Raw genomic sequence first — 21378 nt, 5'->3', positions numbered from 1 at the left:
TCACGGCCGGACGTTCGGCTGGACGACGTGGGCCTGCTGTGCCGGAGGCGGTTGGAGAAGTGGGGCGGGCTCCACCTGGGGAACAGGCCCGGTCACCCTGACGTCCGGGCTCGGCTTCGGCTCTGCGCCCGGGCCGCGAGCGGTCACGTCGATGCTGCCGAAATCGTTCGCCAGCGTTGCCCGAATGTCCTCCGCCATGATCTCCCCACCCAGTTCAACAGCAGCGCCGACAACAACGGCTGTGGTGGCGAGCCTCGCGAGGTAGTCGGGACGCTCCTCCACGGTGACCTCGACCTTGACTTCGTAGCGCTCAGGGTCCTGCCGGTTCACCTCCCACTCGACGGTGAGCGTGTCGACGGGGTCGCCACGCTCAGCGAGCACGACGATGGCCTCATAGACCTCCCGTCGTGGTCCCGCTTCGAAAGCCTCGGGGTAGAGCCAGGCACTCACCTCCCGGATGTGCTCCGGGTTCTGGAGGAGATCCGCGAGGACAGTGTCCTGGCGCTCAAGCCGGAGGTCGAGCCGAACCTCCTGGCTGTTGGCCGGCAGGGGTCTCGGCTGGTACGGCTCGGGAGCCGGCTCGCTGAACTTGGCCGTCAACGGGGCCTGTTCGAGCCGCTGGGTAAGCCGGTCGAGAGCTGGTTCCGGCCCGCGCTGACCAGCGCTGGGCGCGCGAAGTCGGTCGAGATGGAGTGCAAGGTCGCGTCGGACCGCGGCTTCCTGTACGAGCCGGGCGTAGCTCGCGATAGCCCGGGGCTGTGGTGCCGCGTCGGCAAGCCGTCGGAGGTAGTCCGCGCCGACTCCCCGGACGGCGGCCTTCTGGGCGACCAGTTCCGGCATTCGGGTAGCGGGAGCCGCAGGGTTGCTGGTCCGCGACTCGATCAGGGCGCCCAACAGGGCCCGGTTGGTCGGGTGGGCCAAGCGGTCGGGCGTCAAGTAGGCGATCTGGTCGAGCTGTTGGGGATCGCGCAGGGCGGCACCGATGACGGCCTGCTCGGCGCGCAGCGCGAGGTCGGGGTTGGTCATCAGTTCGTCCTTGACTTAGATCCGGTGGTGGCTTCCCGGTAGCGGCGAGCCGCGTCGTCAGCGGCTGCCATCCGGGCAGCCGCCTGATCGAGCCGTTCCAGTAGCTCCTCGTTGGCGACCCGCAGCCACTCACCTCCGAGTTCGACCGCCCACCAGGCATCGGCGAATCGCAGGTACTCGGGGATGCCGGGGCTGATCGGCGTGGCGAGGCCGCGGGAGCGGGCGTCATCCATCTGGGCGGCGGTGAGACGGTCGGGGCTGCCGGCTTCGGCGGTGTCCGCGTGGGCGGCGAGCAGCTTTCCCGGAATCCCGGCCCAAGCATCGGCTTCGGTCCACCGTTTCTGGAGGTCCGGGGAATCGGCGGCTCGGAGCTCGGGAGCCCGGTGGCCAGTTCGGCAGGCCGTGGCGTAGACGCCGGTGGCGTTGGCCACCACCGCGCGGAGCTCAGCGTGCCAGTAGCGGGCTGCTTGTCCTACCTGCTGGTCTGCGCCCGCCCCGTAGATCTCCTCCCGCCAGACCTTGAGTGCCCAGAGCTCCTCAATCAGCCCAGGGTGCTCGGCCCAGCACTGCGGCAGCCGCGACTCCACGGCCAGCTCGTAGCGGTCGTGCAGCCAGGTCACCCAGTCGCAGAGACCGGCCCACGCCACGACCCGCTCGGGACCGGTCATGGTGTGCCACTCGACCAGGCGGGTACGCGGGCTCGCCCCTGCCGAGTCGGTCTTGCTGGCGCTGGTGGCCGTGTTGTCGGTTCGGCGTCGGCGTATCCGGGCGTGCGGGCGGTGCTTGACCCGGCCGATCGGCGTGATCGCGGATTCGGTCATGTCTGGTCCTGGAGCTGAGCGGACAGGGTGCGGGCGTACCCGGAGGAGTTCGGCTGCGCGGTGGTGGCGACGGCCTTCCAGTCGGTCATGACCAGGTGCACGGCAGCGTCGAGCGCCTCGACCGACGTGCTGGGGGTGAGCAGCAGTCGGCGGAGGTAGGAGGCGGTGTCCATCGTGCTGGTGACCAGAGCGGCCAGGCGCGGGGACAGTGCCGTGATGCTCAGGCGGACGCGGGCCTCGATGGCTTCGGTGGTCACCGCAGCGGCCTCGGTGTGGAGTGCCAGCATCGCCTCGTAGATCCCGTACCGGACGTGTGTGGTGAAGACGTCCACCGGCACCCAGGTTCCGAGGTCGGCGAGTTCACGCGGGCGCTGGGCGAGGTATGCGAGGACAAGGTCCTCGTGGTCGGCTCGGGTGGGGCGCCAGGTGCTGAGCGGGTGGAAGGGGCCGTCGGAGTCGGCTCGGTGGGTGGTCCAGTCGTCGGTCGGCCACAAAGCGGGGACGGTCTCCTGGTAGCCGGGGCTGAACACCGTCACGACGGGAGCGCCGGTGTGATCGGTGCCGGCGTGGTACAGCGCGCCGTCGATACCTCGCACCGGTCCGCTCCACCGGAGGGTGCAGTCGGTCGGGGCATCGGGGCGGCGGAGCAGTCCCTGGTGGTGCCGCCGGTCGAAGCGGGACTCCCAGCGGTGGTCGGCATCGGTGCTCGCCTCGCGATCACCTGTGCTCCAGGCGGGTCGGGGTGTCACGCGGCCACCACCTCGGTCGGGTCGAGTTCCCCGGCTCGGTACCGGCGTGCCCACTGAACGCTCTCCTCGTACGCCTTCCGGTCCGGGCCTTCGTAGTGGCGCAGCATCCGGACCTTGGCGACGGGTGTGGTGGCGTGGATGACCAGCGCCTCGCGCTTCTCCTCGTCCAAGGTGCGGATCTCGTCCGGGGTGACGGTCTTACGGTCCTGGAGGGTGGTCTGCATCGTGGTGCCGTGGCTGCCGCTCTGGTAGGTGGTCAGGGACTCGCGGTAGATGCCGGCCAGCTTCGAGAATTCTTCGAGTTCGGCACCGCCCAGTCCGCCGAGGGCGATCTTGATGGTGGAGCTGCCCCAGAGCATCTCGGCGCCGTCGTGTCCCCAGATGGTGCGGGCCTGGGCCATGTTCTGGAGGACGGCCAGGACGTAGATGCCCGAGCCGCCCGCGAAGGACATCAGGTCGGGGAGGTTAGGCAGCGGGGTGACGTTGGCGACCTCGTCCAGCAGAGCACCCAGCGGGGGGTCGAGCCGGCCGCCCGGCGAGCGGTCCGCGATTCGCTTGGCGGTGCCGAAGACCTCGGAGACAAACGCCGAGATCAGCGGCGCGAGCGCCTTGGAGTCCTCCTTGTCGACCAGCAAGTAGATGGTCCCGTTGCTCCGCAGCCACGCCTCGATGTCGATGCTGTTGCCGGTCTTTGGGACGAAGGTGCGGCGGGCCAGCGGCGAGAACAGCGGGGTCAGCGCGGTCTGGACCGTGCTGAAGAGGTTCGCACGGGTCTCTCCGGGCTGCCGGTACAGCGCGTCGAGCATCTCGGCGACGCCGGGTTCCGCCCGGCGGGACTCCGCGAGCAGCTTGATCGGCTCCTCCACATGGGGGTTGAACGCCCAGCGGAGAACGTCCTCCATGGAGTTGTCGGTGATCTCGGCGGCGTGCAGCCAGGCCGCCAGCAGGCTGGTCGCTGTGGCGCCGAAGAAACCCGCGCCGCTGGAGTCGGACGTCTCGCTCTTGCCGATCCTGACCATCAGGTCGGCCCGCTGCATCGCCTTGCCGAAGTCGGCGCATCCGCTGGCCGGCGACCACTGGACCTGGTCCGGCCACTCGACCATGCCGGTCGGCGTCATCGCCAGGGTGGGGCCGAGCTTCCGCCGGATCAGCGCGGTCGCGTCGAGCAGGTCGCCGCGGACACTGGTGACCAGCATCGGCCCCCGCCATGCCTTGATCCACGGGATGATCACCTGGGAGGTCTTGCCCTGGCGGGGGGCTGCGAGCATCAGCACCGACGACTCGATGCAGGCCCACAGCAGCATCCCCGCCATGGTTCGGCCGAGCTGCACGGCGACGTCGGCGGCCTTGATCCGGCTCCCCTTGAGGGAGGGCCGCACGATCGGTCCGCGTCGGACCACCGCCGCAGCGGACATCGTCTTCGCCAGCTGGGCCGGGGAGGCGTAGCCGCGCACGGACCGGTTGCGCCGCAGTCGGCGAAGGGCGAAGCCTCCTGCCGTGATCATCACGCAGACGACGATGGCGGTGGCGACGGCGAAGCCGACCGGACCGGGCAGGTCGGCCCTGGCCGGCTCAGGCCAGGCCAGCTTCGGGTCGTCCAGGTGCTGGGGGATCTGCTTGGCGACGGCGAATGCTTCACCGAACGGGACGGCGGGCCACGCGGCGTGGGTGATCAGGCCCGCAATCTGGCCGGTGGCCCAGGTACCGACGGTGACGGTGACGACGACGATGATCAGCGCCACGATCAGGTAGTCCGCTGGACCGTCCAACACTGGCCGCCGGGCGACGGTCGAGTTCGAGGCGGCGGCCATCACACGGCCATTCGCTCGTTGGTGTAGTAGAGCTGCCGCTCGATCGGGCTGAGGATGGTCTGGACCACATGGGAGCTGGTCCGGCCGATTTTCCAGATCGCGCGGCCGATCTGCTCACCCGACCAACTGGCGATGTGCGCGCACTCGGTGTCGGTGAGGCCGATGGCGTCCCTCGTCATGGCGAGGGGTGCGGTGTCCTGGCGCAGGCAGATCCGCACGTCACAGGACGCGATGAGGTTGCGGGCGATGCTGACCTCTTCGCTGCCTTGGGCGCCGACGGCCTCGAAGTCGGCAAGCCGGTGCGTGCTGAGGACCTGGATGGTGCCCTGCGCGCGGGAGAGCCGGAGGTCGGAGTCGAGCTTGCGGATCATCGCGGGAACGCGCATCGCGCGCCACAGCTCGTCGCGGACGACCAGGCGGACGGGGCCGCCGGGCTCGTCGATCGCGGCCTGGCCCCAACTGCTGACGCAGGCAAGGGTCATGGCCACGGTCTCGTCACCGCGGCCGTCGATCCGGGAGAGGTCGACGGTCTGGATCGGTGCGGCGAAGTCGGGACGGACGGTGGTCGGTCCGTCGAACAGACCGCTGAGGCTTCCGCGGACCATGTTGCCTAGGGCGTCGGCGGCCGGCCGGATCATCTCCCTCAGCTCGCTCACGTCGGCGTCACGGACGCGGAGGTCCTCCGCCATCTCGGGTAGCGGGTCGCGCAGCAGGGCCCACACCTGCGGGATCGTCGGGTCCTGGAGGTGGCTGGCGCCGGTGGCCTGGCCGGAGGCGTGCTTGATCGCCAGGGAGAGTGCGGCTTCTTCTGTGGGCGTGAGGTTGCGGCCGAGCCGCATGACCAGCAGAGAGGACAGCAGGGTGATTCGGCGGCGGTGGACTTCGTCCAGGCGCTCGCGCAGCTCCTCCGGGTCGGCCGGCAGGTTCGCGCCCAACGGCCCGGCGTCCAGCGGGTTCAACCTGTTACGCAAGCCGGGGCCAAGCTCGACGGGCTCGACACCGAACGCCCTGGCCAGTGGCGCGTACTCGTTCTTGATGTCGCCGAGCACGAATGTGCGTACACCGTAGGCGGCGAGCCTGGTGGCGAGGACCTTGACCGTCGCCGACTTGCCGGTGCCGGGCACGCCGGTCACCAGCAGGTTCGGGTTGGTGATCAGTCCGCGGTGCAGCCACTCGATCGGATGGCAGGAGAAAGCGCCTCCGGCCAAGCAGTCGACGCCGATGTAGGCCCCGGCGGGGGGCATGGAGGCCCCGTACAGCCAGGGGTAGAGACCCTGGACCTGGCCGGTGCTGCCTCGGAAGACGGGGATTTCCGGCATCCGGGGGGACCGGCCGGCGAAGGGCCGGGCGTAGCCGCGCCGGGGCGCGACCGGCTCGCGGCGCTGCTTGGGCGCCTTCTGTTTGGCGGGCTTCGGGGCGACCGGGGTCGGCCGGCCGAGCACGTCGGTCAGGTCGAGGACGGGGAGGTCGGTCGAACGTTGGCGGAACATCAGGCCACCCGCTTCCGGGGCAGGCCCATGCCGACGGGCAGGGCGCCGAGGGCGAATCCGATGTCCTGGGCCATCCACATCCGCTGGACTTCGATCCGGCCCTGGTTGGCATCGGCCTCCAGCGCGGCGCAGGCGTCTTCGAGGTCAGCCGGATTGGTGACGGTGACGGTGCAGTAGGCGGTGTAGCGGACAAGGCCGTGGCCGGCCGCGCGCTCCTGGTCCTGGGCTTCGGCGTGCCGCAGTGCCTGCTTCTCGTGCTCCGGGATGATCTGGCCGGTCTTGTGCCGCATGCTGACGGCAACCTCGCGGGCAGTGCGTTCCTGCATGACCTCGCGTTCGGCGGCGCGCGGTCCGCGGGGTTCGATGTGGAGGTTGAACGCCCTGCGGTACTTGCCTTCGCCCAGCAGCGGGGAGAGCGCTGTGGAGTAGATCTTGTTCTTGGGCCAGTTCCGGACGGCGTAGGTGACGGAGAGCGCGCCGTCGTGCTCGTACCGGCCGCGCCAACTCTCGGCGGCGGAGGGGCCCGCCGCGACCGGGTCGACGCCCGGTTCAAAGGGCACGTCCTGGCCTCGGAAGGCGGCGGCCGTGGCGGCGGCCCGGCGTTCGGCGAGCATTCGGCTGGAGTGCGGGTCGAACGCGGTCCGCAGGACCTCGGCGAGTTCGCGCGGGTTCAGCCAGCTCTCCACCTGGAGGTCCGCGGAGGCGATACCGGAGGTGAGGGCCCGCAGGTGGCGGATCAGGACGGTGGCAGCTCCGGCGGTGCCGCCACCGGCCGCCTTGATGGGGCCGGCCGCCCGGGCGGCGTCCATGGTGATCGCCAGGTACGCCTCGCGCTGGCTGGTCGCCAGGGTGGCGGTGGAGAGCAGTGACTTGGTGATGTCCACCGCGACGCCGGGGGCCTCGTCGGAGACGTGGTCGGCGTGCCAGCGCTGGAGCGCGGCGCCGGACTCGGGGACCAGGCGCTGGAGCGCCTGGATGCGGATGATCGGATTTCCTTCCGTGCACTGCGAGTTGAGCAGCTCGCCCCAGCTGGCCACACGCTGGTCGCGCCGCTGGGAGTCGACCAGTCCGATGCCGGGGAAGCGCACCCGGGCGACGGCGGTGAAGGTCCGGTCGAGCTGGTGGTGGATCACCGCGATCGGGTCGCCGCTGCCGCCGTCCGCTTCGAGGATCGACAGCGGCGCGAGGATGCCCGGCAGGTCCATCTTCGGCTCGTCCGTGGTGGCCTTGCGCGGCGAGAAGGCACCGGCGAGGAAACGATTCTGCCCACGGAACTTGAGGATTTCGAAGGACACGAAGGACACCGCCCATTCGTCAACGGTGCGGCCGGCGATCCGGACGAACGCAAGTAGGAAGAGGACAAAGGCAACGGGCCACGTCACGAGGCCCGCCCGGACGTACGAGATTGCGAACGGCCAGATCGTCGCCAGGACCGCGCCTCCGAGCATGGCCGCCCGCTGGACGCTCAGGCCGAAGAGGAAGGCGACCTTCTCCTGCTGCCAGCCGAAGTAGGTGCGGTTGGGAGCGGTTTGAGTGCTCACGTCTGGTCGCCTCCTTCGGGCTGGTCAGCGGGGGTGGAAGTCGCAGGCGGCGCGGCCTGGGGCGGGTCGGCGGGACGCTCGGTGGGAGCGACCTCGGGACTCACCGAGCCGGGATTGGCGGCTGGCGGCCGGGCCGGCGTGCGGTCCGCCTGCCCCGGGGTCGCCGTAGTCTGCACGGCGGGAGCTGGCCGACTGGTGTTCAAGGGAGCCGCCGCGGCGGCGGTCGGCGACCCTGCGGCGGCCGGGGCCTGCGCCTCGGCGGGGGGAGCCGCCGACGTGCCGGGAGCGGTGGCCGTCGGTCCCGGGCTGCCGGGATGCGATGCCCCGAGGGGGGAGGCCGAACCGCTGCCACCCTGCGGCACGGGCCCGGGCAGCGGCGCGGCACTGGCTGCCGCTGAGCCAGCAGGCGGCCCAGCGGGAACCGGGGGCATCTCGATCGTCGGGGGGTCGGAGCGCGGTGCGCTGGCGACCGGCAAGTCCGGGGTCGAGTCCTGGAGTGCCTGCTGGTGGTCGGCCTGCTGGGCGGCCGGCTCGGCGGGTTCGGGCTGTTGCTCCTGCTGCCCGGACCAGTCCGGCTTCGGCTGGTCCGGCAGGTATCCGCTGGTGGGAAGCTGACCCCCCGCGTGACGGTTGACGTAGCCCGCTGGCTGAGCTGCGTAGGGGTTCGCTCCTTGCGCTCCCGCGTGGCCAGCCATCTTCTCCATCCCCTGGGCGAGGCTGTTGACGGCCTGCTGAGCGAGTCGCACACCGGCCGCGGCGGCCATGCCGATCGGGCCCGCAGCGGCACCGGCGCCACCCGCAGCAGCCCCCGCTCCCCCGGCACCACCTGTAGCGGCGCCTCCGGCAGCACCTCCGCCCTTGCTGGCGAAGTTCGTCATCGTCCGGGTAGCGCTGTCCTGCCCGAAGGTGTCCGGGGAGGCGCCGGTCGGCGGGCCGCCGGCTGTGCTGAGACGGCCTCCGGCGAAGCCGAGCAGCGCGGCGAGTCCTGCGCCGCCCCCGACCTGGACTGAGGCGAAGGTGAAGAAGCGGGCGACGGCCGGCCAGGCGAGCGCAGCCAGCAGCAGGACGAGCATCCCGGACAGCGTGCTGTTCAAGTCCTGGCTGTCACCTGCAAGGTTGAACCCCAGGGCGAAGACGAGCGCGATGATCGGCTTCAAGATGATCAGCTGGATCGTCATCGAGACGAGCTTCGACCACCACGTCTTGGTGGAGTCCGAGACCTGGCCAGCCGCGCTGATCGGCGAGGTCGCGATGAGCGCCGCGATGGCCGCGCCCCGCAGCAGCATCTCGAACCAGAGCACCAAGGTCAGCAGGATGCCGATGATCGCCAGGATCAGCAGCAGGGAGACCGAGTTGCCGGGGTTCCACGCCACGAGCTTGGCGATCTTGTCGCTGAACGCCTGCTGACCGCCGAGCGTGCTGTCCACGATGTACTTGGTCAGCTCGTCGCTGGCCACCAACGTGGTGGACGCGACGATCAGGGTGAGCATGAAGGCGAGCACCGCCTTGCCGAGGCCCACCGCCGCGGTCGCAAGGGGCCGGCCGTCGTGGGTGACGGCGGTACGGACCACCTGTCCGATGACCAGCAAGCAGGCCACCAGAGCAGCCACGCCCAGGGATATGGCGTAGACGCTACGCACTCCGTTGGACGCGAGGTCGGGGCCGGGCATCTTCACGAAGGCGCCGGAGAAGGTCTTCAACAACTCGACCATCGCGTCGGCGAAGGACTTGCAGATCGACTCCCACGCGGAGGTCGCCATCTTGCCGACGGCGTCGCCCGCCAGGCCGCCGAGGACGGTGTCGGTGACGCAGCCGACAGGGTCGGTCAGGCCGCAGGGCATGCCGGCCTCCTGGTGCTCGTGGTGCTGGCCATGATGGTTATCGCTTCAATTCGTTCCAGCCCTTGGCCGACGCCTGGGCGCTGCCCGGCTCGGCGACAAGGCTGGTGTAGTCGGTGGTGGACGTCCCGGAGGGTGCGGGAATGCGCCAGTCGCCGCCGGACCAGACGAGGTCGAGCGGGTAGACACCCATGCGGGTCTGCATTCCGGTGCCCGGCACGCTGGTCGTGTAGGTCGACAGGAGCAGCACCTGGATGCTGTCGGCGCCGACGGAGCGGACCTGGTACTCGACCGGGTTCAACGTGACGGACGTGCCGGGGTCGAGCTGACCGCTCGCCGGTAGCCGGAGCGCCTTCCGCGTGGCGGCCGGGCCCTTGGCAAGGGTGTCCGGCGCGTCGGACCAGTCGGCGTCGGCGACAACCCGGGCGACTGCTGCGGCCCGGTCCGGTTCCAGGGTGGAGCCGAGTTGACGCCAGTACTCGACCGCCGCCGACACCGCGCCTACGCTGGAGTGTGGGTAGCCCACCGCGACGCCGTTGACCAGGCGTGCTCCGCGAATGAGCTGGAGCGGCCCGGCAAGGGCGGGTGAAGTGGACTCGGCGTTGGGGTCGATGCCGGTGACCGAACCCGGAGCCGGGATCGCGGCTGGCGGCGAGTAGGTCTTGGGCCCACGCGGCCCGTTGTCCGACTCGATCGCGACTCCTACGCCGATGGCGGCCAGGAAGACGAAGATGCCGAGGAGCAGGAGCGGAAGAATCCGCCGACGCGGACGGCGGTCGAGGAACTGGTTCATGGCGTTCCTGGTCCTAGGCCGCGGCGCCGAAGACCGTGTTGACCACCGGGATGGCGCACGCGGTCACGATCACGCCGCCCAAGCTCCACACGAGGGAGCGCTTGCCCTTCTCCGCCGAGTCGGGCCGGTTGCTCAGGTGGCCGATTCCCATGAGGCCACCGGACACGACGGCCGCGACGGCACAGGCTATGAGCGCCCCCCACTTGGCGTACGACAGAAGCAAGTTCGCGCCTTTGGAGCCGTTGGTCGGATCGGCCGGCGCGGGGTTCTGGATGTCGGCGAGGAACTGGACGACATGCGCAGTAGTGGACATGGAGGCTCCCAGAATTACGGACGCGCCAGCCGCCTCAACGGCCTGCTGGCTACGAGGAGCCACCCCGACTCGATTGGCGGGGAGGCAGGAAGCCCTGGCTTCGGATTCAGCACGTCAAGTCGGTGCGATTCACTCTGGCTAATGGGCTGTGGCCAAACGATAGGCAGGAGTGAAGTAGTTCCGTCAACCAAAGTGAATGTGAGGAGGCTCACCCCAACACTCTCTGTTTTCTCTGGCTAATGGGCGTCACTGTGCGCAACGATGAGGCCCGGTCAGCCGAGAGGAGTGCTACGCGCGTCATGTCTGTCGAGATCCCCGCCGAGGGCGGTGTGGTCGCCGAGCGACTCACCCACCTGTTCAGCACCGTCCACCCCGCCGGCCGGAAGCCCTACAGCACCACCGAGGTCGCAAAGGCGATCAACGAGAAGGCCGGGGAGCAGATCCTCAGCCCCACCTACCTGTGGCAGCTGAAGACCGGCAAGCGGACGGACCCAACCCACAGCCGCCTCAAGGCACTTGCCGACTTCTTCGGCGTCCCGGTGGCCTACTTCTACGAGGACGACACGGCCCGGCGGACCGACGAGCAACTGGAACTCGCCGCCGCCCTGACGAACCCCCTCGTTCGGCAGTTGGCGCTCACCGCAAACGGGCTCTCCGACAACAGCCTGCACGCCATCTTGACCATGATCCAATCCGCCCGTCGGATCGAGGGACTGAACCCCGCCGACGACGATGGCGAGTGACGCACGCCACCATCACCGGATCATCACAACTTCATACACCCGCCACACTCTCGGCAATCGTTCGCATACGCTTCTGCGAGTCGGGGGCGGGTGACCGGATGACTACGTCACCTCACAGCAAGTGCCTCCCGACCAGGGAGGCATTTCCATGAGCGCGATCCGCTGCGAGGCCCGACAGGGAGGGCCACACCCGACGTCGGCGCAGGTCGTCCTTCACGTCGTCGCCAGTCGTCGCGAAGCCGCCTCGGTGCGGCCGGCTTCGATCACCGACAGGTCGACCAGCCGCAATCCCCACCCCTCGGCCACCATGCCGACCGCGCTCATCCCGGCCGCACTGGCCGCCGCCTTCCCCGACCTCGCCCCCGCAGCCCTCCAGCACATCCTCGGCGGCTGATCGACCTCGGCAGACCGCGCCGCGCTATCGGCGCGTCGCCACCGCGACGCCCAGGCTTTTCACATCAGCTAAGAAGTGTCGATCGTCACGTTTACTTTGGTTGACCATTGGCGGACGCATCAGCCTATGGTTTGACACCAATCCATTAGCTGATGTGAAAAGTCCGCGCGCGAAGCGCGCCGGCTCCGAGGTGGCTCGTGAAGAAGGCAGCCCAGATAGCCATCGTGTCGGTCCTCGCGCCATGCGGTGTGGTGCTCGGCGTGACACTGACCGGCGGGACCGCGTCGGCGACGACCCCTGCCATAGTTGCGGGGAGCGGCATCGGAGGAATCGGCTGCTTCAAGCCGGTGGCGCCCGGCGAAGCGGTCGCCGACGGCCAGCAGCTGACCACCGAGCAGATAAACAACGCCCAGATCATCTACCAGGTGTCGGTCCAGCTCCAGCTCCCCGCCCATGCCGCGGTCGTGGCCATCGCAACGGCGATGCAGGAGAGCACCTTGACCAATCTGGCCTGGGGCGACCGCGACAGTTTGGGCTTGTTCCAGCAGCGGCCGAGCCAAGGCTGGGGCACCCCCGCGCAGATCATGGACCCCGTCTACTCCTCCAAGGCGTTCTACGCCCAGTTGGTGAAGGTCCCCTTGTGGGAGGCACTGCCGGTCACCGTCGCTGCCCAGAAGGTTCAGCAGAGCGCCTATCCCGATGCCTACGCGAAGTGGGAGGGCCTGGCGCAGCAGCTGGTCGCAACGTTCGGAGGCTCGGCCACCAACTGCTCGCTCGGCAACGGCGCGGGCTCCGGTGAGGCGATCACCGAGGCGGTCAACCTGCCTGCGGGCTTCTCCCTCCCGGCCGGCACTCCGGTCCAGGTGGTCACTGCGATCACCTTCGGCATCTCGAAGCTCGGCATGCCGTACCAGTGGGGAGGGACGGGGAATCCGAGCTACGACTGCTCCGGCCTGCTGATGCGCGCCTACGAGGCCGCCGGGATCAACATCAGCAGGACCACCTTCGAGCAGGTCTACAACGGAACCCCGATCTACAGCGCCAACCAGCTCAAGCCAGGAGACCTGATCTTCCTCGCCGGGTCCGACGGAACCCCTTCGTCGCCCGGCCACGTCGGCATGTACCTGGGCTCGAACCTGGTCCTAGACGCGCCGCGCACCGGGAAGAACATCCAGATCACCACTTTCACCGGCGGATACTGGGACGCGGAAGCCGTGGCGTTCCGCCGCATCGTCCCGTCGTAGTCTCCGGTCAGACCTGCCGATAGAAGGGCACCCATGACCCAGGACGCCGGCAAGCGGACGAACGCGCACGGCATCTCGACCGCCCAGGGACACATCTTGATCGTTGCGGATCTCCGTGTGGGCGAAAGGCCACGCTCGATCAGCCTCAAGCCCACGATCGAGCTCCGACGGACAGACCAGTCGGACGAATCCGCTGACGAGCGGCCCGGACACGTGCCCGCTTCCGGTTGAGTCGTCGGACCGTCCGTGTGGCATCTCGACGGATGACAGCTGTGAAGCGCAGAGGTCTGCTGTCCTTCCTGCTGGTTACCCTTGCCGCCTCAGCCCGCTGAACCAATCCCGCTACCTCGGAAGGGGACCTCATGGAACAACCTCCCGTGCTCGTCATTCGCGATGAGATGTGGGAGCTGATGGCGCAGGCTGACGATCCCCTGCTGGTGGTGGAGGCCGAGGCGGCCCACCACGGCCTGACCTTGAAGCAGTTGCTGGACGCCCTCGCCCGTCAGAGCCGCATCGACGTCAGCTCGCGCCCTACCCGCCCCTCGTTCGTGCCGCACCGGCTGGGCGACTTCGACTAGCCAGTGCCGGTGCGGCCCGGTCTGCCGGGAGTACCAGGCTCACCGCCACCACCTCCGAACCGAGAGAACAACGACGCATGCAGAACACTCATCAGTCCGACAAGGCGCGTCTAGCCCTGGGCCTCGCCGCGGCTGCCGGAATGTTGGCCCTGCTCGCAGCCGTCACCGGCTCGCACTGGCTGGTGGTCGTGGCTGTTGGCACTGTGCTGAGTGCAGTGGTGGCCGCCTTTCAGGCCGATCGCCGCAACGTGTGGGTCGCCTGGGCTGGCGGGGCCGCCGTTGCCGCCCTGCTCGCCTGGATCGTTCCGGACCTCAGGCCGCTCCTGCTGCTTGTGAGTGCCGTTGAAGCTGTTGGAGCAGCAGTGATCGCGTTGGTAAGGCGCCGCCCCACCCACTGAATCAGCGGCACCAGCGGTTAGCTCGACCACTTCGACCACCCTTCGGCCACTAGACCACCCAAACTACAGAAGGCGGGGGCCCACACCGTTCGGTGTGGGCCCCCGCCTTCTGCCTTAGCTACTCTCGGGCGAGGGTTCCTCGGTCTCTGGAGGTCCACTGCTCGGTGGCTGCCTCCCGTCCGGATGCCGGCCACTCAACGAGCACGGCGCCGGGGCGGACGTCGAGGATCAGGCCGCGCAGGTAGCCGCCGGAGCCGTCGCGGGTGGTAGAGAGCCAGTGGCGACCGACCCAACTGGAGGGCGGCTGCTCGGCGTAACGGTCGTGGGTGAAGTTCTGCATGGTGTCTCCAGCAAGAGCGGGGTTGGTGTCGGCATCCGGGTCGAGCGGCCCGCGTCCGGGCCGCACCCGATCAGGGCGGCCTCGACGGTCGCGGGAGACACGAGGCCGCGGTGCTGTACGTCGACCAGGAGGTGGAGCTGCCTGCCAACTGTCCGCGAGTCATCGGGCCTCTCCGTTCCAGCCACGGTGGTCGCGGATCAGGCCGGTCGAAGCCCAGAGCCGGACGTCAGCCGGCCGGTAGCGGCGAGCGCCGCCAGCGTCCTGGCTGTACCTGGGGCCGACGCCGGCCGCACCGACCTCCCGCAGATCGAAGATCGTGATCCCGAGGAAGTTCGCCGCCTCGTCAACGGACCACCACGGTCGGCGCTGGCTTGCCTGCATCTGTCGCTTCATCGCGCGTCCTCCGCATCGGAGGAGCGAGCCTTGAGCCAAGTGCGCACGTCAACTGGGTCGTAGCGCCTGTGCCGGCCCACCTTGTAGCTGCGCGGTCCGGTGCCTCGCCAGTTCATCTGATACACCGTCTGCTTCGGAACTTTCAGGAAGTCCGCGAGCTCCTGCAAGGTCCACATCGTGTCCGTGCTGTCGATGCCCATGAGCACTCACATCCATCTCGTTCGTCGTTTCGACAACTTGAGCTGTCGTTCGAACAACCGAGATGAGCATCTGCCAGGGCACACGAACTTGTCAATGCGACTTCTAAATTTGTCGTATCGACAAGCGATGCAAGCGGAGCATAGCTCGGAAGCCGATCCGCGCGTCGAGAGTGTCGAAACGACACTCAAAGAGGTCGATTGCGCGATCGAGAAGCGATGGGTAGAGTTGCCGATACGACGAGCAAGGAGGCCAGATGTCCAGCGGCTCACCACCGACCCTGTCGGTGAGCGACGCGGCAGCACTCCGACTGAAGCAGGCCCGGAACAGGCGCGGGTGGACCGTCAAGGATCTGGCAGCCCGGTGCGCCGAAGCAGGGGCGGAGAAGCTGACCGCCGCCGCATTGGCGAACATCGAGACCGGACGTCGAGACGACAACGGGGTTCGGCGGCGCGAGCTGTCGGTGGACGAGGTCGTACTTCTGGCCGCCGTGCTGGACGTGGCCCCCATCCATCTCCTGGGGTTGCCCGACAATGCCGAGCCGGGGACTCAACTACAGCTGACTCCCCAACTGGCGCTCAGCGACGGCAGCTTGATCCTGGCCTGGTTCTGCGGACAACAGGCGCTTCCCGGAAGCGACGCCCGCCAGTTCTACTCTGCGGCTCTCCAGCGGCTGCCGGCCGCTGACAGCCAGCAGTCCGTCGCCGACCTCACAAGGTCGGTGCTCGAAGAACGGGCGGCCGTGCTGACCGAGGCGTTCAACTCCAACATGGCAGCGACCATGGAGAAGCTGACCGCCGCCGTCGAGGCCGGCGCCTCACCCGAGGAACTCGCCGCCCTGCTCCGGCCGGGCGACTCCAGCACCGCATAGCTCCACGCCCCACCCCCGCGTCCGGCGGCGCCGCGACGCGAGTTCAGCGAACCCGAATGCGGCCGACCGGCCCGCACCCGCACGGGCAGAGAAGAGGGAGACGCATGTCATATACACATCAAACAAGGAAGCGAACCGATGATCCACGCACGAATCGAGGACCGCGCTAACCACGCGGACTACCAGCTGGCCGTCGCCCGTGCCCGCGCGGCCCGCCGCACCCCACCCTCCCGCTACCGCGTCCGCTGGCGTGACGAAGCGGGAGTCCTCCGCAGCGTCAGCCTGCCGAGCTGGCCGCTCGCGAGGGCTGCGCAGGCCAACATCGTGCATGAACGGCCGCCGCTGACCCTCGACCGCCTGGTGGACCAGTGGGCAGCGACCCCTCTAGACCGCGGCCGGCCCGGTCAACCGCAGTTCCCGAGTCGCCGAACGCTCGACTTGCACGTACTCCCGAGCCTCGGAGCCCGGCGCGCCGCCACGATCACCCGGGCGGACATCGAGCAGCTGAGGCACAGGCTCTACGCCGAGGGGCACTTGGGCGTCAGCACGATCAACCGAGTCCTCGCGACGCTGAAGCGAGTCTTCGAGTTTGGTGTCCACGAAGGTCTCTTGCCCTACCACCCCGCGCTCGGCATCCGCCCGATTCCTGGGCAAGCGTCACGCCCCTCCCAATCGCTTTAACGTCTGCCGCGACACCTCAGCTTGACAAATTTTCCTCGGCGGCAGGCACCACGGAATATTAGGCAACCCGATCCAGGCTCACGGGCCAAGAAACTCAACGGGCAGAAAGAAGGAGTTATGGGAATGAACCAAATCGCAATGAAGCACGGTGGATACAAGTGTCTGAACCTTACGACCGCTGGCACAAGTCGCGCCCGACCCCCGGGGAAAAGAAGTGCACCGCCCACAAGAAGGTGCCGTCGAGCAGCCACGGATTGGGGAAGCGCTGGCTCGCTCGATGGCGGGACCACGACGGGCAGCAGCTAAGCGAAAGCTTCGAAAAGTATGAGGACGCCAAGAGGCACTTGGCGAAGATTGAAACGAGCGTTACCGAGGGCACCTACATCGCCAAAGACAAGGGCGATACCCTCATAAAGAAGCTGGCGGAGCAATGGCTCGCCGACCTCATCTTCAAGAACCCCCGCACTGAGCCGCAGTACCACGCTCGCGTGAAGCGCTACATCATCGAGCCCCTGGGACACATCAAGATCAAGGACTTGATCCCCTCACGGATCGTCTCCTGGATCAAGGGCATGCTCCGCACCATCGGCGAGACGTACGCCGGCCTGATTTTCAGCCACTTCAACTCCATCGTCATGATGGCAGTTGACGATGGACTGATCCTCAAGAATCCGTGTGCCTCCCGCTCGGTTCAGCGAGTTAAGCCGCGCCGCCAACGCAAGACATCCAAGGAACTCCCTGTCAGCTGGGAGGATTCCGAAGGAATCAAGCAGAACATGCCAGACCGATACAAGGCGACTGTCGACTGCGGTCGCGCCATCGGAATGCGTCAGGGCGAGATATTCGCATTCAGCCCTGATGACATCAACTGGCTCCAGAAGGACAAGGTGGTGCACATCCGCCGCCAGATTGCACACGACCGCGGCGTGATGGTGTTCGCTCCTCCAAAGGGCGGAAGCAAGGATGATCCGAAGGATAGGTACGTCCCGATAGGCGAGGACCTGGCTTTCATTCTGGCCGAACACATCCGACAGTTTCCCCCAGTGGAAATCACACTTCCCTGGATCGAAAAGGACGGCCCTCCCGTCACGGTCAAGCTGTTCTTCACGTCGCGCGAACGAAAGCCGATCAACAAGAACTACTTTAACTGGCTCTGGAAGGCAGCCCTTGAGGAGATTGGGCTCATCCAGGCACTGAACGACAAGCCGGTGGGCCGTGGCCGGCTGTGGGAGAAGTGCCGAGACAAGATGATGCACTCCCTCCGGCACCTGTTCGCTTCTGAGGCGCTGAACGAAGGGGTCGACATCTATACGCTCGCCGATCTTCTCGGCCACGAAGACCCGGCCTTCACCCTTCGCCGGTACGTGCACCGCGTGGCCCAGTCGTTCGAGAAGGCCCGGAAGGCGCTCGGCCGGCGCTACCGACTGGCCGCCTGAGCGAGGACGGACACCCGCTCTCGTGCCGTCCCGTCGGTTGCACCTCGTAGCAGCCGGCAGGGGCGGTGCGGACGACCTGCTCGGCACCGCTCAGCGCTTCTCGGTGCATCTCATCGTCAAGGGCCTCGCGTGTGCACTGGTTGTGAAATGATCTTGCCAGAAGGGGGTGTTTCCGCAGGTCAGAGGCATGTTCGATCAGTACTACGACTGCTAGGCGTGCCTCTGACCTGCGGAAACGCGAATCGGCCTCTCGTGGTTTCCGCAGGTCAGCAACGCTCTGACCTGCGGAAACGCGAGACCGCCAACTCGCGTCGATTGTTCTGACGCTCGCGATGTGAAATGAGAGTGCACTGGGTTCGATCTCCGCGGGAGTTCTGTGTAGTGCCCGCCGCGGGCCTCCCGCTGTTGCGGCGTACCCTCGTCAGCGACCAGGCCCCGGAGCCCGGGACATCCAGGAGGTGGCCAGAAGCCCGAAGAGTCACGCAATGGCGGCGATGCCCGCCCGTGCGGGTCACCGCAGACAGTGCCGCACCAGCGAGCTCATCGAATGCCCGGATCAGCGGCACGTGTATGCACTCCGGCCATGCCTCCCAGCCGAGTATGTTGCGCAGCGCGAGTCCAGCTCGTCGGCCAGGGCCAGCAGGCACTCCGGGGCCGCTCGCCCGCGTGCCAAGGTTTCCGCTGGCACTCGCCTCGCCGCACCGGGCCTGCGCGCCACCGCGCGCCTGTCGGCGCATCAACTCCAACCAGCAAACCGACCTCAGCTCACGGGCCCCAAGCGGCGTACTTGTGGGCCATCACGTGGCACCAGTTGACGGATCGTCAGAAACGTTAACCAATGGCAGGATACGTACCCCACCGAGAGGAGGATGGGTACGTCCCGCCTTGCCGCTTCTGACATCGCCTCCTCTCCCCACTCCCACCAGTCCACAGGATTGGTGGCGTGCTGCTGGAGATAGGGCGACTGGGCACGGACCAGTCGATTCACCGTGAGGAAAGCATCCCAGCTCAGCGGCTCGCAGCGGAGACCATCTCGTGAACACGCCGAGCGCACCGGGACGGGATCTTGGCATTGCCCCCGGTGAGGTGCGCGCCGTGGTTGACCCGGCGCCATCCAGTCCCGGGCCAACCACGGCGGTCGATTCAGAGCACAGCAGCGGCGCGCTCCTGCTCGCTGTGCGCCAGGTGGGCGAGGAACTTCTCCGCGTCCAGGGCAGCTGAGCAGCCGGTGCCGGCGGCGGTGATCGCCTGGCGGTAGGTGTGGTCGACCACGTCGCCGGCGCCGAAGACGCCGGGGATGTTGGTGCGAGTGGAGGGGGCATCGACCTTGAGATAGCCCTCGGCGTCCAGGTCGAGCTGGCCCTTGAAGAGCTCGGTGCGCGGGTCGTGGCCGATCGCGATGAACAGGCCGGTGACGGGCAGCTCGCGCAGCTCGCCGGTGGTGGTGTCGCGCACGGTGACGCCGCTGAGCTTCGGGTCGCCGTGGATGGCCTCGACGGCGCTGTCCCAGGCGAAGCTGATCTTCGGGTCGGCGAAGGCGCGCTCCTGCATGGCCTTGGAGGCGCGCAGCTCGCCGCGGCGGTGGATCACGGTGACGGACTTGGCGAAGCGGGAGAGGAAGGTCGCCTCCTCCAGCGCGGTGTCGCCGCCGCCGACCACCGCGATGGCTTGGTCGCGGAAGAAGAAGCCGTCACAGGTCGCGCACCAGGAGACGCCGCGGCCGGACAGCGCGTCCTCGCGGGGCAGGCCGAGCTTGCGGTGCTGCGAGCCGGTGGTGACGATCACCGCGCGGGCCCGGTGCACGGTGCCCTCGGAGTCGGTGACGGTCTTGATCTCGCCGGTGAGGTCGACTGCGACGATGTCGTCCGGGATGAGCTCGGCGCCGAAGCGCTCGGCCTGGGCCCGCATGTTGTCCATCAGCTCGGGGCCCATGATGCCGTCCCGGAAGCCGGGGAAGTTCTCGACCTCGGTGGTGTTCATCAGCGCACCGCCTGCCGTCACTGCTCCCTCGAAGACCAGCGGCTTGAGGGAGGCTCGGGCGGTGTAGAGCGCGGCGGTGTACCCGGACGGGCCGGAACCGATGATGATCACGTTACGGACGTCGGCGCCCGCCTGGTTGCTGTCGGCCATGAGGTGTCAGCTCTCCTGTCCGGCAGCGGCCTTGGCGTCGATCTCGGCGATCAGGCCCTCGATGAGGCCCTTGATCTCGTCGCGGATCGGGCGGACGGCCTCGACGCCCTGGCCGGCCGGGTCGTCCAGCTTCCAGTCGAGGTACTTCTTACCGGGGAAGTACGGGCAGGCGTCGCCGCAGCCCATCGTGATCACGTAGTCAGACGCCTGGACCGCCTCGGTGGTGAGCACCTTCGGCTTCTGGTCGGAGATGTCGATGCCCAGCTCGGCCATCGCGGCGACGGCGGAGGGGTTGATCTGGTCACCGGGGATGGAGCCGGCGGAGCGGACCTCGACCCGGTCACCGGCAAGGTGGCGCAGGAAGCCAGCGGCCATCTGCGAGCGGCCGGCGTTGTGGATGCAGACGAACAGCACGGAGGCGGTCGGCGCGGTGGTCATGGTGGGCGGTTCCTTCGGATTGGTGCGGATGGCCGCGCCCGGGTGTGGGCCGGACGCGGGAGGGATCTACTTCGCCTGGGTGGGGGCGAGGTCGGCGAGGAGGGCCTGGACGCGGGAGCCGATCTGGTCGCGGATCGCGCGCACGCGCTCGATCGGGGCGCCGTCAGGGTCGGGGACGGCCCAGTCCATGTAGCGGCGGCCTGCGGGCAGGGGGCAGGCGTCGCCGCAGCCCATGGTGACCACCACGTCGGCGGCGGCCACGACCTCCTCGGTCAGCGGTTTGGGGAACACGCCCTCCGGCAGCGGCACTCCGGCCTCCGCCAGGACCTCCGCGATGTGAGTGTCCAGGGCGGCGGCCGGGCGGGTGCCGGCCGAGGAGACCTGGACGGTGCCCTTGGCGAGGTGGGTGAGGATCGCGGCGGCGAGCTGGGAGCGGCCCGCGTTGCCGGTGCAGACGAACAGCACCCGGAGTACGGCGTCGGCGGCCGGGCGGGTCGTGTGGGCGAGGGCGTCCAGGCGCTCGGCGGTGAGGCGTTCGGCCAGCACGATCAGGTGGGTGCGGACGGTGGCCTCGGCGGCGAGGAGACGGTAGGAGTCGGCGAGCAGGTGCTGGACGGTCTCGGGGGCGAAGGTGCCGTCGTAGCGCAGGGCCAGGCGGGCGGCGCCCGCCGAGAGTCTCGGGTCCGGTGCTGAGGGCGGGGAGTTGGTCATCGTGTCTTCCAGTCCTTCGGGGCAGCGGGTCGTCGTGCCAAGGACGCGCAGGTGTCCCCGGTGGCGGCCGGGAGGAAGGGGGGCTCGCTTCGCGGGCCCGACACGGGTAACGTATCAGCCCATGGTGACATCAGTCGACAGTGACGTATTGAAGGCTCTGGCCGACCCGCTCCGGATGCAGATCGTCGCGCTCCTCGCCAAGGAGGCGCTGTGCACGACGCACCTGGTCGAGGAGACCGGCGCGAGGCAGACCAACCTGTCGAACCACCTGAAGATCCTGCGCGACGCCGGGCTCGTGGACACCGAGCCCTGCGGGCGCTTCACGTACTACAAGCTCCGCGCCGACGCCCTGGAGGCCGTGGCCGGAGAGTTCGCCGGGCTGGCCGCCACCGCCCGCGAAGCCGCCGCGGAAGGCCGCAAGCGGTCCTGCTGAACCACCCC

General features: G+C 68.4%; 25 protein-coding genes and 1 pseudogene. 10 read left to right on the top strand and 16 right to left on the bottom strand.

Annotation, left to right across the window (positions count from 1 at the left end):
- Genes ACIRD3_RS35595 through ACIRD3_RS35555 form a run of 9 tightly spaced genes read right to left on the bottom strand, consistent with a single transcriptional unit; the run spans position 1 to position 10382 of the window.
- Positions 1-1026 carry a DnaB-like helicase N-terminal domain-containing protein gene (locus ACIRD3_RS35595; protein WP_402224948.1) on the bottom strand — a complete coding sequence of 342 codons (1026 nt, stop codon included), beginning with the start codon at positions 1024-1026 and terminating at the stop codon, positions 1-3.
- Entirely contained in the window at positions 1026-1847 is an 822-nt protein-coding gene (locus ACIRD3_RS35590) for a hypothetical protein (RefSeq protein WP_402224945.1), read from the bottom strand. Before ACIRD3_RS35590 ends, ACIRD3_RS35595 begins: the two co-directional genes overlap by 1 nt.
- Positions 1844-2596 carry a hypothetical protein gene (locus tag ACIRD3_RS35585; protein WP_402224943.1) on the bottom strand — a complete coding sequence of 251 codons (753 nt, stop codon included), beginning with the start codon at positions 2594-2596 and terminating at the stop codon, positions 1844-1846. The genes ACIRD3_RS35590 and ACIRD3_RS35585 overlap by 4 nt, the downstream gene beginning before the upstream one ends.
- A complete protein-coding gene (locus tag ACIRD3_RS35580) occupies positions 2593-4365 on the bottom strand; it encodes a type IV secretory system conjugative DNA transfer family protein (RefSeq protein WP_402224940.1) in 1773 nt (590 codons plus the stop codon). Before ACIRD3_RS35580 ends, ACIRD3_RS35585 begins: the two co-directional genes overlap by 4 nt.
- 41 nt (positions 4366-4406) lie before the next feature.
- Positions 4407-5897 carry a VirB4 family type IV secretion system protein gene (locus ACIRD3_RS35575; RefSeq protein ID WP_123556176.1) on the bottom strand — a complete coding sequence of 497 codons (1491 nt, stop codon included), beginning with the start codon at positions 5895-5897 and terminating at the stop codon, positions 4407-4409.
- Positions 5897-7438 (bottom strand): SCO6880 family protein, encoded by a 1542-nt coding sequence (locus tag ACIRD3_RS35570; protein WP_402224938.1) that lies wholly within the window; start codon positions 7436-7438, stop codon positions 5897-5899. Before ACIRD3_RS35570 ends, ACIRD3_RS35575 begins: the two co-directional genes overlap by 1 nt.
- Positions 7435-9279: a hypothetical protein gene (locus ACIRD3_RS35565; protein ID WP_402224936.1), complete on the bottom strand. Its 1845-nt coding sequence runs from the start codon at positions 9277-9279 to the stop codon at positions 7435-7437. The genes ACIRD3_RS35570 and ACIRD3_RS35565 overlap by 4 nt, the downstream gene beginning before the upstream one ends.
- 37 nt (positions 9280-9316) lie before the next feature.
- Entirely contained in the window at positions 9317-10069 is a 753-nt protein-coding gene (locus ACIRD3_RS35560; RefSeq protein ID WP_123556169.1) for a hypothetical protein, read from the bottom strand.
- A 13-nt stretch (positions 10070-10082) separates the two neighbouring features.
- Entirely contained in the window at positions 10083-10382 is a 300-nt protein-coding gene (locus tag ACIRD3_RS35555) for a hypothetical protein (protein ID WP_123556167.1), read from the bottom strand.
- Positions 10383-10681: 299 nt separating this feature from the next.
- Here ACIRD3_RS35555 and ACIRD3_RS35550 point away from each other — a divergent pair, with 299 nt between their 5' ends.
- The 6 genes from ACIRD3_RS35550 (at position 10682) to ACIRD3_RS35525 (ending at position 13739) form a co-directional block, all read left to right on the top strand.
- The gene (locus ACIRD3_RS35550) at positions 10682-11125 is read left to right on the top strand and encodes a helix-turn-helix domain-containing protein (RefSeq protein ID WP_402224932.1); all 444 of its coding nucleotides are present in this window, start codon (positions 10682-10684) and stop codon (positions 11123-11125) included.
- 148 nt (positions 11126-11273) lie between these two features.
- Positions 11274-11519 carry a hypothetical protein gene (locus tag ACIRD3_RS35545; protein ID WP_402224930.1) on the top strand — a complete coding sequence of 82 codons (246 nt, stop codon included), beginning with the start codon at positions 11274-11276 and terminating at the stop codon, positions 11517-11519.
- A 197-nt stretch (positions 11520-11716) separates the two neighbouring features.
- A complete protein-coding gene (locus tag ACIRD3_RS35540) occupies positions 11717-12763 on the top strand; it encodes a C40 family peptidase (protein WP_402224927.1) in 1047 nt (348 codons plus the stop codon).
- A gap of 33 nt (positions 12764-12796) precedes the next feature.
- On the top strand, positions 12797-12994 hold the full coding sequence (locus ACIRD3_RS35535) for a hypothetical protein (RefSeq protein WP_402224925.1): 198 nt from the start codon (positions 12797-12799) through the stop codon (positions 12992-12994).
- A 179-nt stretch (positions 12995-13173) separates the two neighbouring features.
- A complete protein-coding gene (locus ACIRD3_RS35530) occupies positions 13174-13341 on the top strand; it encodes a hypothetical protein (protein ID WP_402224922.1) in 168 nt (55 codons plus the stop codon).
- A 77-nt stretch (positions 13342-13418) separates the two neighbouring features.
- Positions 13419-13739 carry a hypothetical protein gene (locus ACIRD3_RS35525; protein ID WP_402224919.1) on the top strand — a complete coding sequence of 107 codons (321 nt, stop codon included), beginning with the start codon at positions 13419-13421 and terminating at the stop codon, positions 13737-13739.
- Positions 13740-13857: 118 nt separating this feature from the next.
- On the opposite strand, the gene ACIRD3_RS35520 is transcribed toward ACIRD3_RS35525, so the two are convergent.
- The 3 genes from ACIRD3_RS35520 to ACIRD3_RS35510 form a co-directional block, all read right to left on the bottom strand.
- Positions 13858-14079, bottom strand: a complete 222-nt coding sequence (locus tag ACIRD3_RS35520) for a hypothetical protein (RefSeq protein ID WP_402224916.1) — start codon at positions 14077-14079, stop codon at positions 13858-13860.
- Between the two features lie 159 nt (positions 14080-14238).
- Complete coding sequence (locus ACIRD3_RS35515; RefSeq protein WP_402224913.1) at positions 14239-14472, bottom strand: hypothetical protein; 234 nt, start codon at positions 14470-14472, stop codon at positions 14239-14241.
- Positions 14469-14672 (bottom strand): helix-turn-helix domain-containing protein, encoded by a 204-nt coding sequence (locus ACIRD3_RS35510; protein WP_402224911.1) that lies wholly within the window; start codon positions 14670-14672, stop codon positions 14469-14471. Before ACIRD3_RS35510 ends, ACIRD3_RS35515 begins: the two co-directional genes overlap by 4 nt.
- Before the next feature lie 254 nt (positions 14673-14926).
- Here ACIRD3_RS35510 and ACIRD3_RS35505 point away from each other — a divergent pair, with 254 nt between their 5' ends.
- The 3 genes from ACIRD3_RS35505 to ACIRD3_RS35495 all read left to right on the top strand — a co-directional run bounded on the left by ACIRD3_RS35505 (position 14927) and on the right by ACIRD3_RS35495 (position 17658).
- Positions 14927-15541, top strand: coding sequence for a helix-turn-helix domain-containing protein (locus tag ACIRD3_RS35505; RefSeq protein WP_402224908.1), 615 nt, complete (start codon positions 14927-14929; stop codon positions 15539-15541).
- Between the two features lie 138 nt (positions 15542-15679).
- Entirely contained in the window at positions 15680-16222 is a 543-nt protein-coding gene (locus ACIRD3_RS35500; RefSeq protein ID WP_402224905.1) for a hypothetical protein, read from the top strand.
- 158 nt (positions 16223-16380) lie between these two features.
- Positions 16381-17658, top strand: a complete 1278-nt coding sequence (locus tag ACIRD3_RS35495; RefSeq protein ID WP_402224903.1) for a tyrosine-type recombinase/integrase — start codon at positions 16381-16383, stop codon at positions 17656-17658.
- An 835-nt stretch (positions 17659-18493) separates the two neighbouring features.
- Here ACIRD3_RS35495 and ACIRD3_RS35490 read toward each other — a convergent pair.
- The 4 genes and pseudogenes from ACIRD3_RS35490 to ACIRD3_RS35475 form a co-directional block, all read right to left on the bottom strand.
- Positions 18494-18646 (bottom strand): annotated as a pseudogene (locus tag ACIRD3_RS35490) (DUF255 domain-containing protein); the annotation flags it as partial.
- A gap of 155 nt (positions 18647-18801) precedes the next feature.
- Positions 18802-19788 carry a thioredoxin-disulfide reductase gene (trxB, locus tag ACIRD3_RS35485; protein WP_402224900.1) on the bottom strand — a complete coding sequence of 329 codons (987 nt, stop codon included), beginning with the start codon at positions 19786-19788 and terminating at the stop codon, positions 18802-18804.
- 6 nt (positions 19789-19794) lie between these two features.
- Positions 19795-20226: an arsenate reductase ArsC gene (locus tag ACIRD3_RS35480; protein WP_402224897.1), complete on the bottom strand. Its 432-nt coding sequence runs from the start codon at positions 20224-20226 to the stop codon at positions 19795-19797.
- Positions 20227-20292: 66 nt separating this feature from the next.
- Positions 20293-20937, bottom strand: coding sequence for a low molecular weight phosphatase family protein (locus ACIRD3_RS35475; RefSeq protein WP_402224895.1), 645 nt, complete (start codon positions 20935-20937; stop codon positions 20293-20295).
- A 121-nt stretch (positions 20938-21058) separates the two neighbouring features.
- Between ACIRD3_RS35475 and ACIRD3_RS35470 the strand changes: the two genes are divergently transcribed.
- A complete protein-coding gene (locus ACIRD3_RS35470) occupies positions 21059-21370 on the top strand; it encodes a helix-turn-helix transcriptional regulator (RefSeq protein WP_033817804.1) in 312 nt (103 codons plus the stop codon).
- Positions 21371-21378 lie beyond the last annotated feature (8 nt).

Origin of the sequence: Kitasatospora sp. NPDC093550 (assembly GCF_044764985.1) — a bacterium.
Lineage (GTDB): Bacteria > Actinomycetota > Actinomycetes > Streptomycetales > Streptomycetaceae > Kitasatospora.
The sequence above is the reverse complement of the archived record's forward strand: the minus strand, read 5'-3'. Positions and strand labels throughout refer to the sequence as shown.

Excerpts from the sequence above, each read along its gene's own strand:
- ACIRD3_RS35595 (WP_402224948.1), bottom strand. The coding sequence starts at position 1,026 with ATGACCAACCCCGACCTCGCGCTGCGCGCCGAGCAGGCCGTCATCGGT.
- ACIRD3_RS35590 (WP_402224945.1), bottom strand. The coding sequence starts at position 1,847 with ATGACCGAATCCGCGATCACGCCGATCGGCCGGGTCAAGCACCGCCCG.
- ACIRD3_RS35575 (WP_123556176.1), bottom strand. The coding sequence starts at position 5,897 with ATGTTCCGCCAACGTTCGACCGACCTCCCCGTCCTCGACCTGACCGAC.
- ACIRD3_RS35565 (WP_402224936.1), bottom strand. The coding sequence starts at position 9,279 with ATGCCCTGCGGCCTGACCGACCCTGTCGGCTGCGTCACCGACACCGTC.
- ACIRD3_RS35560 (WP_123556169.1), bottom strand. The coding sequence starts at position 10,069 with ATGAACCAGTTCCTCGACCGCCGTCCGCGTCGGCGGATTCTTCCGCTC.
- ACIRD3_RS35555 (WP_123556167.1), bottom strand. The coding sequence starts at position 10,382 with ATGTCCACTACTGCGCATGTCGTCCAGTTCCTCGCCGACATCCAGAAC.
- ACIRD3_RS35550 (WP_402224932.1), top strand. The coding sequence starts at position 10,682 with ATGTCTGTCGAGATCCCCGCCGAGGGCGGTGTGGTCGCCGAGCGACTC.
- ACIRD3_RS35545 (WP_402224930.1), top strand. The coding sequence starts at position 11,274 with ATGAGCGCGATCCGCTGCGAGGCCCGACAGGGAGGGCCACACCCGACG.
- ACIRD3_RS35535 (WP_402224925.1), top strand. The coding sequence starts at position 12,797 with ATGACCCAGGACGCCGGCAAGCGGACGAACGCGCACGGCATCTCGACC.
- ACIRD3_RS35530 (WP_402224922.1), top strand. The coding sequence starts at position 13,174 with ATGGCGCAGGCTGACGATCCCCTGCTGGTGGTGGAGGCCGAGGCGGCC.
- ACIRD3_RS35525 (WP_402224919.1), top strand. The coding sequence starts at position 13,419 with ATGCAGAACACTCATCAGTCCGACAAGGCGCGTCTAGCCCTGGGCCTC.
- ACIRD3_RS35520 (WP_402224916.1), bottom strand. The coding sequence starts at position 14,079 with ATGCAGAACTTCACCCACGACCGTTACGCCGAGCAGCCGCCCTCCAGT.
- ACIRD3_RS35515 (WP_402224913.1), bottom strand. The coding sequence starts at position 14,472 with ATGAAGCGACAGATGCAGGCAAGCCAGCGCCGACCGTGGTGGTCCGTT.
- ACIRD3_RS35510 (WP_402224911.1), bottom strand. The coding sequence starts at position 14,672 with ATGGGCATCGACAGCACGGACACGATGTGGACCTTGCAGGAGCTCGCG.
- ACIRD3_RS35505 (WP_402224908.1), top strand. The coding sequence starts at position 14,927 with ATGTCCAGCGGCTCACCACCGACCCTGTCGGTGAGCGACGCGGCAGCA.
- ACIRD3_RS35500 (WP_402224905.1), top strand. The coding sequence starts at position 15,680 with ATGATCCACGCACGAATCGAGGACCGCGCTAACCACGCGGACTACCAG.
- trxB (WP_402224900.1), bottom strand. The coding sequence starts at position 19,788 with ATGGCCGACAGCAACCAGGCGGGCGCCGACGTCCGTAACGTGATCATC.
- ACIRD3_RS35480 (WP_402224897.1), bottom strand. The coding sequence starts at position 20,226 with ATGACCACCGCGCCGACCGCCTCCGTGCTGTTCGTCTGCATCCACAAC.
- ACIRD3_RS35475 (WP_402224895.1), bottom strand. The coding sequence starts at position 20,937 with ATGACCAACTCCCCGCCCTCAGCACCGGACCCGAGACTCTCGGCGGGC.
- ACIRD3_RS35470 (WP_033817804.1), top strand. The coding sequence starts at position 21,059 with ATGGTGACATCAGTCGACAGTGACGTATTGAAGGCTCTGGCCGACCCG.